Origin of the sequence: Stenotrophomonas sp. WED208 (assembly GCF_040984485.1) — a bacterium.
GTDB lineage: Bacteria > Pseudomonadota > Gammaproteobacteria > Xanthomonadales > Xanthomonadaceae > Stenotrophomonas > Stenotrophomonas riyadhensis.
Genome location: NZ_JAZARB010000001.1, coordinates 1638190 through 1651036 on the forward strand (window position 1 = coordinate 1638190; position 12847 = coordinate 1651036).

The 12847-nt window shown below is 64.8% G+C and carries 6 protein-coding genes; 2 read left to right on the forward strand and 4 right to left on the reverse strand.

Translation table 11 applies throughout. The annotated features are described in order from the left end of the window. The first annotated feature begins 109 nt into the window (after positions 1 to 109). Complete coding sequence (locus tag VPH47_RS07260; RefSeq protein ID WP_080355173.1) at positions 110 to 373, forward strand: hypothetical protein; 264 nt, start codon at positions 110 to 112, stop codon at positions 371 to 373. A 140-nt stretch (positions 374 to 513) separates the two neighbouring features. On the opposite strand, the gene VPH47_RS07265 is transcribed toward VPH47_RS07260, so the two are convergent. The 3 genes from VPH47_RS07265 to VPH47_RS07275 are packed head-to-tail and all read right to left on the reverse strand — an operon-like array spanning position 514 to position 5627. Continuing rightward, positions 514 to 3687, reverse strand: coding sequence for a multidrug efflux RND transporter permease subunit (locus tag VPH47_RS07265; protein WP_368850399.1), 3174 nt, complete (start codon positions 3685 to 3687; stop codon positions 514 to 516). Between the two features lie 15 nt (positions 3688 to 3702). Next, entirely contained in the window at positions 3703 to 4971 is a 1269-nt protein-coding gene (locus VPH47_RS07270) for an efflux RND transporter periplasmic adaptor subunit (RefSeq protein ID WP_368850400.1), read from the reverse strand. Continuing rightward, entirely contained in the window at positions 4971 to 5627 is a 657-nt protein-coding gene (locus VPH47_RS07275; RefSeq protein ID WP_110712819.1) for a TetR/AcrR family transcriptional regulator, read from the reverse strand. The genes VPH47_RS07270 and VPH47_RS07275 overlap by 1 nt, the downstream gene beginning before the upstream one ends. Positions 5628 to 5877: 250 nt before the next feature. On the opposite strand from VPH47_RS07275, the gene VPH47_RS07280 reads away from it, so the two are divergent. After that, positions 5878 to 10854 carry an NAD-glutamate dehydrogenase gene (locus VPH47_RS07280; protein ID WP_368850401.1) on the forward strand — a complete coding sequence of 1659 codons (4977 nt, stop codon included), beginning with the start codon at positions 5878 to 5880 and terminating at the stop codon, positions 10852 to 10854. 147 nt (positions 10855 to 11001) lie between these two features. On the opposite strand, the gene VPH47_RS07285 is transcribed toward VPH47_RS07280, so the two are convergent. Continuing rightward, the gene (locus tag VPH47_RS07285; RefSeq protein WP_368850402.1) at positions 11002 to 12804 is read right to left on the reverse strand and encodes a hypothetical protein; all 1803 of its coding nucleotides are present in this window, start codon (positions 12802 to 12804) and stop codon (positions 11002 to 11004) included. Positions 12805 to 12847: the final 43 nt, after the last annotated feature.

Sequence of the window (12847 nt, forward strand, 5' to 3'; positions counted from 1 at the left end):
ACGCCATGCGTGGATACACGGTCTTCTTGGCCGAGCGATACCCGATCTGGTCCAATGCAAGCCGGTTTTTACGCGGTCTGCAAAGATGATCTATCGAGGTTGGGGATTCATGACGCTGGTGACGCCGATTGCAGCCATCCTGCTGCTGGCGTACTTCTTTCCGCATGAAGGCTCCAGAGGCAACACGCCGCTGCCCCAGGTTCTGTTGGGTGCAGGCATCGGCGCAGCGGTGAACGTATTGCTGGGTTTGTGGCTCAACCGTGCGCCCCGGCAGAAGGGTATGGCTGCACCCCATCATTTCTTCTTTGTGCCGATGCAATGGGCTGCATTGGCTCTCGTGGTGGTATGCGTGGTGGTTGCGCTGCTGCGCTGAGACGCCGGCTTGGCATGCGCCAACCTTGGTTGGCATGGATCCAGCGGCGCCAACCAAGGTCGGCGACTACCGGCTTCATGGCACGAATGAAAAAGGCCCCGGATCGCTCCGGGGCCTTTTCATTTCAGCTCACCACCGGATCAACGATCCGGACGGTGGGCGGTTTCCGCATCGCGCTGGCGTTCCATGAACTCCTTGGACGGTTCATCCAGCTTGTCACCCAGCATGCGGCGGACGACCACGAAGAACACCGGGATCATCAGCAGGCCGAGCAGGGTGGCAAACAGCATGCCGCCGATCACGCCGGTACCGATGGCGTGGCGGGAGTTGGCGCCGGCGCCGGTGGAGATCGCCATCGGGATCACGCCCATGATGAACGCGAACGAGGTCATCAGGATCGGGCGGAAGCGCAGGCGGGCCGCTTCGATGGTGGCATCGCGCAGGTTCTTGCCTGCTGCGCGCTGCTCCACCGCGAACTCCACGATCAGGATCGCGTTCTTCGCCGCCAGGCCGATCACGGTGATCAGGCCGATCTTGAAGAACAGATCGTTGGGCAGGCCGCGCAGCATCGACAGGCCGAGTGCACCGAGCACGCCCAGCGGCACGACCAGCAGCACCGCCACCGGGATCGACCAGCTTTCGTACAGGGCCGCCAGGCACAGGAACACCACCACGATGGACAGCACCAGCAGCAGCGTCGCGGCGTTGCCGGCCAGGATTTCCTGGTAGGACATGCCGGACCAGTCGTAGCCGAAGCCGGCCGGCAGGTCGTCGTTGACGATGCTCTCCATGGTCTGCATCGCCTCACCCGAGCTGGTGCCCGGGGCCTGCGAGCCGACGATGTTGATCGCCGAGTAGCCGTTGTAGCGGCTCAGCGACGGCGGTGCCGACACCCATTCGGACTTGACCACCGTGTTGAGCGGGATCATCGCGTTGGTGCCGTCGGCATTCGTGGTCAGGCTGGACGGGCTGTAGAAGCTCTTCAGCGACTCCTGGCCGGTGCGATACGGGCCATCGGCCTGCATGGTCACGCGCTTGATGCGGCCTTCGTAGAAGAAGTCATTGACGTACACCGGGGCCAGCATCAGCTGGATGGTGCTGTACACGTCCGACACCGACATGCCCATCGACTGCGCCTGCACGCGGTCGACATGCAGCTGCAGCTGCGGGGCGTTTTCCAGGCCGTTCGGGCGTACGCCCACCAGATGATCGGGCTTCTGCGCAGCCTGGCCAAGCAGGATGTTGCGCGCCTGGGTCAGCTGCTCGTAGCCGGCACCGCTGCGGTCCTGCAGCCACATGTCGAAGCCGCCGAACTGGCCGAGGCCCTGCACGGTGGGCAGGTTGACCACGAAGATCTGTGCTTCCTTGATGCCGTAGAACGCGCCGTTCATGTTCTGGATGAACTCGGGCGCGGTGAACTTGCGTTCCTCCCACGGCTTCAGGCGGATGAAGCCCATGCCCACGTTCTCGCCGGAACCGACGAAGCTGAAGCCGGCCACCTGCAGCATGCCTTCATAGCCATCCTGCTTTTCCAGGATGCCACGCATCTGCGCGAACACTTCGTTGGTCTGGCCCTTGGTCGAGCCCGGCGGCAGCTGCACGATCGCCAGCGCGTAGCCCTGGTCTTCTTCCGGCAGGAAGCTGCCCGGCATGCGGGTGAACAGGAAGCCGCACAGTGCGGTCAGCACCACGAACAGGATCATCCAGCGCGGCGCATGGCGCACCGCCGAGGTGATGTGGCCCACATAGGTGTGGCTGATCTTGTCGTAGTACTTGTTGAAGGTGCGGTAGACGATGTTCGGGTTGTCGTTGTGCGTCGGCTTGAGGAAGGTCGCGCACAGCGCCGGGGTGAAGCCCAGTGCCAGGAACGCCGAGAACGCCATCGAGATGGCGATGGTCAGCGCGAACTGCTTGTAGATCTCACCGGCGGCACCACCCTGCAGGGCGGACGGGATGAACACCGCGGCCAGCACGACGGTGATCGCCACCACCGCGCCGGTGATCTGGGTCATCGCCTTCTGCGTGGCCGGCTTCGGCGCCAGGCCTTCCTCGGTCATGATGCGTTCGACGTTCTCGATCACCACGATCGCGTCATCGACCACGATGCCGATCGCCAGCACCATCGCGAACAGGGTCAGCTGGTTGATCGTGAAGCCGATCATCCACATGCCCAGGAAGGTGCCGAGCAGGGCCACCGGGATGACCAGGGTCGGGATCAGCGTGGCGCGGAAGTTCTGCAGGAAGATCAGCATCACCAGGAACACCAGGAACACTGCTTCGAACAGTGTCTTGACCACTTCCTGGATGGAGATCTTGACGAAGGTGGTGCTGTCGTACGGCGAGAACCAGGTCACCCCGGACGGGAAGCTGGGCTGCAGCTCATCCATCTTGGCGCGTACCGCATCGGCCACGTTCAGGGCGTTGGCGCCCGGCAGCAGCTGGATGGCGAAGGCGCCGGTCGGCTTGCCGTTGTACTGGGTGTCGAAGCCGTAGTTGTTGGCACCGAAGGCAACGCGGGCGATGTCCTTCAGCAGCACGCGCGAGCCGTCAGCGTTGGCGCGCAGGATGATGTTCTCGAACTCCTGCGGCGAGCTGAAGCGGCCTTCGGCCGAGACCGTGGCGGTGAAGTGCTGGCCTTCCGGCGATGGGTCCGAACCCAGCGCACCGGCAGCGAACTGCACGTTCTGCGCACGCACCGCGGCCAGCACCTGGCTGGCCGACAGGCCGTAGCCCTGCATCTTCTCCGGGTTCAGCCAGATGTTCATGGCGTACTCGGAACCGAACTGCTGGGTGCTGCCGACGCCGGGGATACGCGAGACCTGGTCGAGCACGCGCGAACCGACGATGTCGTTCAGGGCGTCACGGTTGATGGCCGGCGTATCGGACTGCAGCGCGATCACCATCAGGAAGCCGGCGTTGGCCTTGGCCACCACCACGCCCTGCTGGGTTACTTCCGAAGGCAGTCGTGGCGTGGCCAGCGAGACCTTGTTCTGTACCTGCACCTGGGCGATGTCCGGATCGGTACCGGTCTCGAAGGTCAGGGTGATCTGCGCACGGCCGTTGGAGGCCGACGAGGAGCTGAAGTACAGCAGGTGATCGATACCGGTCAGCTGCTGCTCGATCACCTGGGTGACCGATTTCTCGGTGGTGTCCGCACTGGCGCCCGGGTAGGTCGCCGAGACGGTGACCTGCGGCGGGGCGATGTTGGGATAGGACTCCACGCCCAGGTTGAGGATCGCGATCACGCCGCTGAGCGAGATCAGGATCGCAACCACCCAGGCGAAGACTGGATGTTCGATGAAAAATTTAGGCATGACGGAAGGTTCCCGTTACTGCTTGTTCGAATCGGTGGCGGCCGGCTTGGCCGCATCGGCCTGCTCAGGCTTGGCCGCGTCGGCCGGTGCCTTGCCTGCGGCCGGTGCTGCGCCCGCCGGAGCGGCGCCGCCTGCGGCAGGCTTGCCGTTGGCGTCCTGCCCCGGGGTCCACGGCTTGGCCACCGCCGGCGCACCTTCCTTGACCTTCTGCACGCCGGCCACGATCACCTTGTCACCGGCGGCCAGGCCGTCGCTGACCAGCCAGTTGCCGTTCTGCGCGCCATCGGTCTTCACGTTCTTGCGCACCACCTTGCCGTCGGCACCGACCACCATCACGTAGCCGCCGGTGGTGTCGCGCAGCAGCGCCTGCTGCGGCACCAGGTAGGCGTTGTTGCGCTCGCCGAGGTTGGCCTGGAAGCTGACGAAGGCGCCGGGCAGCAGGATCTGCTGCGGGTTCGGCAGCAGCGCGCGCAGCGACACCGCGCCGGTGGCCGGGTCGACCGTGGTCGAAGAGAAGTCCAGCGTGCCCGGTTCGCTGTAGGTACTGCCGTCTGCCAGCTTGACGTTGACCGTGGCCTTGCCGTCACCAGACAGCGCCAGCGCACCCTTGGCCTGCTGCGCGCGCAGCTGGGTCAACTCGTCCACGCTCAGCGAGAAGTTGACGTACAGCGGGTCGAGCTGGTCGACGGTGGTCAGCAGGGTCACATCGCCCTGGCCGACCAGCGCACCTTCGGTGACCTGCTGCTTGTTGGCCACGCCGCTGATCGGTGCGGTCACTTCGGTATAGCCCAGGTTGATGCGCGAGGAGGTCACCGATGCTTCGGCCTGCTTGACCGCGGCCAGCGCGGTGCGCTCGGCCGATTCGGCATTGTCCAGGTCGGCCTTGGAGACGAACTGCTGCGGGGCCAGCGAACGTGCGCGGTCGGCGGCGACCTTGGCATTGGCGTAGGTCGCGCGGGCCGAGGCCAGCTGCGCCTCGGAGGCGTTGAGCGAGGCACGCAGCGGCGCCGGGTCGATCAGGAACAGGGTCTGGCCCTGCTTGACCTGCGAGCCTTCCTGGTAGACGCGCTTGAGCAGCACGCCGGGCACGCGTGCGCGGACGTCGGCGCTGCGGAACGGCGACAGGCGGCCGACCAGCTCGCGCTGCAGCGGCAGGGTCTGCGGCTTGGCGTCGATCACGCCCACCTCCGGCGGCGGGGGCATCTGCTGTTCCGGCTTCTTGCAGGCAGCCAGAGCGACAGCAACGGCGCACGTCAAGGCAAGGGTGCGGAGTGGGGCGGTCATCAGGAGGAACTCCGGGGTTGGTTTGTAGACGGGGCCGGCGACGGCTGTGGCGCGAACGCGCGCAGGAAGCTGTCGACGGAGAACTCTGCCCAACGCCGACGCAGCAGCGCGTCATCGCGATGGGGGGTATGGAAGCGCTGTTTGTCGAAATCCTGACCGGCGATCATGCTCAGCAGCAGTTCGGCCATGAAGTGCGGGTCGTCATGCCGGAGCTGGCCTTGCATGCAAACGGTTTCAATCCATTCAGCTAGATGAAGCGTCAACGCGCCGGCGCCATGCCGGTACAGCGTACGCGCCTCTTCGGGAAACTGTGACGCATCGGCGGCGATCAGCCGACAGGCCTGTCCTACGTGCGGTTGGTTGAAATGCTCCAGGAAGTCGGTGGCGAACTGGAGCAGGCTGGCACGCAGGTCGTCACTGCGGAGTGCACGAACCATGGCCCCGGTGGCGTGGCCGACATGGCGCTGCATCACCCGGCGCAGCAGTTCCTGCTTGCTGCCATAGCGCGAGTACAGGGTCTGCTTGGAACAGCCGGCATGCTGGGCCACCGCGTCCATGCTCATCTGCATGCCCTGCTGGGCCAACAGCTCGCGCACGGCATCGAACACGCGCTCATCGCGTGCGTCGAGGGCGACGGGGAGGTAGGCCGGGTTCACGCGGTGGACTATACCGTCCAGTTCAGGATTGTGGAATCGAATCGGCGTCGCCGCGTGTGTCTTCCGGTAACACGCTTTGCCGATCCTGTCGGCAGTGCTGAAGTGGGTGCCAGGACCATACCGGTGCGAACTGAATAGGCGTCTAAACCGCAGCAAACCCGAATCTACTTATTCCGTCCTGCAGCAAGGCCTTTTCGTGCGGTAGGGCTACAATTTCATTTTCCCAACTGAGCAAGCGCATCGCTCTGCCATGAAACCGCAAAAAACCGCAGCCAAGACCGTGAAAAACAAGACCAAACCAGCAGAGTCGGAGGTCGCAGTGACCGCTGGTTTCTCCCTGGAGCCGGTGTACACGGCATTGCGCAAGCGTTACCCCGCGGCCGCACAGGCCGAAGCGGTGGCCTTCGCCACTGACTTCTACAAGCGCATGGAGTCGGACGAGTTCCCGCACCACAGCGCTGAAGAGTGGGCCGCTCTCGCGGCTGAGACGCTGGAATTCGCCCGTGCCCGCAAGGCCGGCAAGGCCAACGTCCGCGTGTTCAATCCGACCGCGAAGGCCAATGGTTGGGAATCGCCGCACACCGTGCTGCAGATCGTCAACGACGACATGCCGTTCCTGGTCGACACCGTCACCATGTCGCTGGCCGAACAGGGCGTGGGCGTCCACGTGCTGGGCCACCCGGTGCTGCGCTTCACCCGCGACAAGGCCGGCAAGCTGGTCAAGGTCGGCGAGGGGGATGCCGAGTCGGTGATGCTGCTGGAAATCGACCGCCAGCCGGCCGAAGCCATGGCCGCCATCGAGCAGGCCATCAACAAGGCGCTGGACGAAGTGCGTGCGATCGTGCGCGACTGGCAGCCGATGAAGGACAAGGCACTGGCGCTGGCCGACGACCTGGGCAGCCGCCAGCTGCCGGTCGATGCCGCCTCGCGCAAGGAAGCACAGGAATTCCTGCGCTGGGCCGCCGACAACCACTTCACCTTCTTCGGCTACCGCGAGTACCGCGTCGAGAAGCAGGGCAAGGAAGACGTGCTGGCGCCGCTGAACGACACCGGCCTGGGCCTGATGCGCGGCAAGGACAAGTCCGCCGCCCGTCCGGTCAAGACCCTGGCCGCGCAGGGCCTGAACGCCACGTCCGGCCTGAAGGACGCGCTGATCCTGACCAAGACCAATGCCCGTTCGCGCGTGCACCGCGCCGGCTACATGGACTACATCGGCGTGCTGGAATTCGACGCCAAGGGCAAGATCATCGGCGAGCAGCGCTTCCTTGGCCTGTTCACCTCCAGCGCCTACAACCGTCGCCCGTGGGAAATCCCGCTGGTGCGCCAGCGCCACGAGCACGTGATGAAGCAGTCGGGCCTGGCCCCGGCCAGCCACAGCGGCAAGGCCCTGCGCCACATCCTGGAAACCCTGCCGCGCGAAGAACTGTTCCAGTCCAGCGAGGACGAACTGTTCCGCACCGCCATGGGCGTGCTGGGCCTGCAGGAGCGCGTGCGCAGCCGCCTGTTCCTGCGCCGTGACAAGTACAGCCGTTTCATCTCCGCGCTGGTCTACCTGCCGCGCGAGCGCTTCAACACCGACGTGCGCCTGCGCATCGAAGCGATGCTGAAGGAAGCGCTGCATGGCGAATACGTGGACAGCTCGGTGGTGCTGGGCGAATCGCCGCTGGCCCAGGTGCACCTGATCGTGCGCCCGAAGCCGGGTGAAATGCTCGACGTCGATACCGCCGAACTGGAGCAGAAGCTGGCCCAGGTGCTGCGCAACTGGCAGGACGACCTGCGCGAAGCGCTGGTCACCCGCCACGGCGAGACCGAAGGCCTGCGCATCGCCGCCCGTATCGGCAAGGCACTGCCGGCCGGCTACATCGAAGACAACAGCACCGCGGTTGCCGCCAACGATGTCAGCCAGCTCGATGCCCTGACCGGCCCGGACGACCTGCGCCTGAGCCTGCAGGCCGTGCCGCGCGAAAGCGGTGATGGCCTGCGCCTGAAGCTGTATCGCCAGCTGGACGACATTCCGCTGTCGGACGCGCTGCCGATGATGGAAAACATGGGCCTGCGCGTGATCGCCGAGCGTCCGTACCGCCTGTCGGTCGACAACGCGCCGGTGTACGTGCAGGACTTCGAGGTCGAGTCGACCGCCGGCGCGATCGATGCCGCCAGCGTCGATGAAGCCTTCGGCGAGACCTTCGCCCGCGTCTGGCACGGCGATGCCGAGAACGACGGCTTCAACCGCCTGGTGCTGGCCGCTGGCCTGCACTGGCGCCAGGTCGCCATGCTGCGTGGCTACTGCAAGTACCTGCTGCAGACCGGCGTGCCGTTCTCGCAGGCCTACGTGGAAGGCACCTTCGCGCGCTACCCGCTGCTGGCCCGCCTGCTGGTCGAGCTGTTCGAAGCCCGCTTCGATCCGGCCACCGGCCACGAAGGCAAGGACGACATCGCTGCCGGCCAGGCCCAGCTGAAGGCGCACTTCGATGTACTGGCCGCTGGCGACGACGCCACCCTGAAGGTGCTCAAGACCGTGGTCGACGCCCGCAAGGGTGACCGCGACGCGCAGATGCAGGCCGCGCGCGATGCGCTGCTGAAGCTGATGGACCGCGTGTCCAGCCTGGACGAGGACCGCATCCTGCGCTCGTTCATGGGCGTGATCGACGCGACACTGCGTACCAGCTACTACCAGACCGATGCCAACGGCCAGCACGGCCATGTCATCAGCTTCAAGTTCGATTCGGCGCTGGTGCCGGACCTGCCGAAGCCGCGCCCGTACCGCGAAATCTTCGTCTACGGCCCGCGCGTGGAAGGTACCCACCTGCGCTTCGGCGCGGTCGCCCGTGGTGGCCTGCGCTGGTCGGACCGTCGTGAAGACTTCCGTACCGAAGTGCTGGGCCTGGTCAAGGCGCAGATGGTCAAGAACACCGTCATCGTGCCGGTCGGCGCGAAGGGCGGCTTCTTCGCCAAGACCCCGCCGGTGAACGGCGACCGCGACGCGATCTTCGCCAACGGCGTGGCCTGCTACAAGCTGTTCATCCAGGGCCTGCTGGACATCACCGACAACATCGTCAACAACAAGATCGTGCCGCCGGTGGATGTCGTGCGCCATGACGTGGACGATCCGTACCTGGTGGTGGCCGCCGACAAGGGCACCGCGACCTTCTCCGACATCGCCAACGGCCTGGCCATCGCGCACGGCTTCTGGATGGGCGATGCATTCGCCTCCGGTGGTTCGGTGGGTTACGACCACAAGGGCATGGGCATCACCGCACGCGGTGCGTGGGAGTCGGTCAAGCGCCACTTCCGTGCGCTGGGCCGTGACAGCCAGAGCCAGGACTTCACCGCGGTCGGCGTCGGCGACATGTCCGGCGACGTGTTCGGCAACGGCATGCTGCTGTCGCGCCACATCCGCCTGGTCGCTGCGTTCGATCATCGCCACATCTTCCTGGACCCGAACCCGGATGCAGCCACCACGTTCGTCGAACGTGAGCGCCTGTTCACCGTGCCGCGTTCGAGCTGGGCGGACTACGATGCCAAGCTGATCAGCAAGGGCGGCGGCGTGTACCCGCGCAGCCTGAAGTCGATCGAGATCACCCCGCAGGTGCGTGAAGTGCTGGGCCTGGACGAGAACGTCAAGGCGCTGTCGCCGAACGACCTGATGAGCGCGATCCTGAAGGCACCGGTCGACCTGCTGTGGAACGGCGGCATCGGTACCTACGTCAAGGCCGCCAGCGAGCAGCACAGCGATGTCGGCGACCGAGCCAACAACGCCCTGCGCGTGAACGGTGGCGAGCTGCGCTGCAAGGTGGTGGGCGAGGGCGGCAACCTGGGCATGACCCAGCTGGGCCGCATCGAAGCTGCCCAGGCCGGCGTGCTGCTCAACACCGACTTCATCGACAACTCGGCCGGTGTCGACACCTCCGACCATGAAGTCAACATCAAGATCCTGCTCAACGATGTGGTGCGGGCCAAGAAGCTGACCGTCGAGCAGCGCAACAAGCTGCTGGCCTCGATGACCGATGAAGTCGCCGAGCTGGTGCTCAACGACAACTACCGCCAGAACCAGGCGCTGAGCCTGATGGAGCGGATGGCGGTCAAGCGCCTGGGTTCCAAGCAGCACTTCATCCGTACGCTTGAACAGCAGGGCCTGCTCGATCGCCAGATCGAATTCCTGCCGTCCGATGCCGAGCTGTCGCAGCGCAAGGCACGCGGCCAGGGCCTGACCCGTCCGGAACTGTCGGTGCTGCTGTCCTACTCCAAGCTGGTGGCGTTCGCCCAGCTGCTGGATTCGGACATTCCGGAAGATCCGTACCTGTCCAAGGAACTGCAGCGCTACTTCCCGACCCCGCTGCAGAAGAAGTACGCCGACGCGATGGAGCGTCACCGCCTGAAGCGCGAAATCATCGCCACGGCCGTGACCAACCAGACCATCAACCGCATGGGCGCCACCTTCCTGATGCGCATGCAGGAAGACACCGGCCGCTCGATCGCCGAGGTCGCCAAGGCCTACACCATCAGCCGTGAAACGCTGGATGCACGCGCGCTGTGGGCGCAGATCGATGCCCTCGACGGCAAGGTGCCGGAGTCGGTGCAGATCGACGCACTGGAAGTGATCTGGAAGCTGCAGCGCTCGTTCGTGCGCTGGCTGCTGTCGCGCCCAGGTGCGATGCCGGGCATCACCGAAGCGGTCAACCGCTACCAGGGTCCGTTCAACGACATCCGCGTTGCGTCGGGTGTGCTGCCGGATTCGCAGCGTCCGACCTACGAAGCGCTGGTGGCCGAGTGGAAGGAAAAGGGCCTGCCGTCCGCCCTGGCGCAGCAGCTGGCCGAACTGCACTTCCTGGAGCCGGCGTTCGACATCATCGAACTGGCCCGTACCCGCAAGCTGAAGCCGGTGGACGTGTCCAAGGTCCACTTCCGCCTGGGCGATGCCCTGCAGCTGCCGTGGCTGTTCGAGCAGGTCGACGCGCTGGAGGTCAATGGCCGTTGGCACGCCGTGGCACGTGGCGTGCTGCGTGACGAACTGGCCGCCAACCACCGCAACCTGGCCGGCCAGGTGCTGGGCACCAAGGGTGGCAGTGCTGAAGCGAAGGTGGCGGCCTGGATGGGTCGCGACGACAACAGCCTGCGCTTCACCCTGGCGATGCTGGCCGAACTGGCCGAGCAGAAGACCCTGGACTACCCGACCGTCTCGGTCGCGGTCCAGCGCCTGGGCCAGCTCGCTGCACATGGTGCGTAAGTGATGTACCGCCGGGTTATGCCCGGCGTGTGTTGAACAGAACGGCCCCGCGAAAGCGGGGCCGTTTTGTTTTGCGGCGCATGCCTGGGACGGGTAGCGCCGGCCAGCGGCCGGCACTACCGCTTGGATCAGTGCCGGGTATTGGAGTTACGGCCTGAGGCTGTCGCTGTATCGGGCAACGTCTGCGGCGACACCATTCATGTACAGCACCTCGTCGCGCTGCCCGTGGTTGATGGCACGGCTGCCGTCTTCCAGGATGCGGGTGCTGGTTGGATACATGGGCAGTGCGTTGCCCGAGCCGATGACCGGTACCGGTTGCTTGGCGTTGATCTTCATGCCCAGGGCCTTGCCAACTTCCTCGCGCAGGACGTCGGTTGAGCACAGCACATTGGTCGCGATCACGAAGCGCATGGCCTCTGCAGAATGATGGGAGCCACTGCAGCCGTCGGCGAAACCACCGTAGTACAGGCCATCTGAGCGGAGCAGGCCGACCACGTACTCGAAGTCGGGCTGCTGTGCCAGCCATTCCGGAATGGCCTGGGTGGGCATTCCGGCAGGTACCCTGTAATTCATTGCGACTGCTTCACGCAGGCGGAACGTTGCGCCGGAGTTCTGCAAGGCCTCGTTGGTCTTCCTGAGGTTCTCGCGCATCAATACAAGGATGTCTTCGTCCGGCCGGCCTGGACCCGGAGGGCCCACCAGAGTGACGTCGATGGTGTCGGTTTCGCGGACCCAGTCGAGCCGGCCGTTGACCCTCGTCAAGCGGAAAGACGCCTGCTCGCGGCGCTTGAGAGTGTCGACCCTGTTGCCCGTGACCTTGATGCTTGCATTGGGGTCGGTGTTTACCACTTCGATACGCGCATGCTCCGTCATCCAGGCTGAAACGTGGGGCAAGCTCACGTTCCTGCCCTTGCTCGTAATCCAGGTGAGCATCGTCTGGGCCTTGTCGAGGCGCCCACCCGGCAGCGTATCAGCATCGAAGTGCTGGATCGGATAGAGCAGCGGGTGCCATTGGCCGCTGCCCACGCCGCCATCATCGATATAGACCAGCTCCATCGACTGGCCAGGCGCAAGCATCCAGTAGGTGGTGGCGTGATCGAAGATGTTCCGGGCGATCAGTGCAATGGAACGATCGAGCGCCGGATGCACGGAGACGGTGCGACGATCCCGATCGCTGGCCACGTCAGGGAGACGCAGTGACCTGTGCGAATCTTCCGGTGTAACCTCAACTACCGTTCGGGGCGCATCGGGCTTGTCCATATGCCTGGCGATGCTGACCGGAACAAGGGTCGCGTAATCAAGCTTCCATTTGCGATGGTTCGGGTCGAACACGAAGTGATGCACATCACCGGTCCCCAGCTTCATCTGCGCATCGGGGAACAGCGTGTTGTTGCCCATGATCCGGGTAGGCCACGTCGCATGGTTGGTGACGGTAATCGTGTCATAGGGAAGATTGGGCTGGCTGGGCAACCCGATCTCGCCGGCCCACTGGCCGTCGTACAGCGAGACTTTGGTGATGAATCTGCGGCCCATGGCGGGCACCCACCAGCGCTCGGTATTGTGAGGAATCAACTCCCGTACGTCGCCGATGACTTCCCATCCCTGTTCGCGCTTGTCCAGGTCCACCCATTTCGAGGCAGGGATGATCATGCGGTTGGCATCCGGTGGCAGATGCGAGAACTTTCCGATGAGTTCGAAGTTCTGGTCTTTGCCAGCGGCGTTGGAGATCAAGAAGGACATTTCCCCTGGCTGGGACTGATGTGAACGCAGCCGTGCCCGCTCCATCCAGTCCTTGGCGCTTACTGTGAAATCCACATGGGAGTACCTGTCAGGTAGTTGCTCCTGGTAGTTGATCCTGCTGGGTGTCAGGTGGGCGCTACCGGACTGCGCGAGGCTGTTGCCTGCTGGCAGCAACGCCGCCAGGGCGATTGCGAGGTGGTGGATTCTCATGGGCTCTCTCTTGGATAGACGGCCGATCCGCGACGTGCCCTGC

Excerpts from the sequence above, each read along its gene's own strand:
- VPH47_RS07280 (WP_368850401.1), top strand. The coding sequence starts at position 5,878 with ATGAAACCGCAAAAAACCGCAGCCAAGACCGTGAAAAACAAGACCAAA.
- VPH47_RS07285 (WP_368850402.1), bottom strand. The coding sequence starts at position 12,804 with ATGAGAATCCACCACCTCGCAATCGCCCTGGCGGCGTTGCTGCCAGCA.
- VPH47_RS07260 (WP_080355173.1), top strand. The coding sequence starts at position 110 with ATGACGCTGGTGACGCCGATTGCAGCCATCCTGCTGCTGGCGTACTTC.
- VPH47_RS07270 (WP_368850400.1), bottom strand. The coding sequence starts at position 4,971 with ATGACCGCCCCACTCCGCACCCTTGCCTTGACGTGCGCCGTTGCTGTC.
- VPH47_RS07265 (WP_368850399.1), bottom strand. The coding sequence starts at position 3,687 with ATGCCTAAATTTTTCATCGAACATCCAGTCTTCGCCTGGGTGGTTGCG.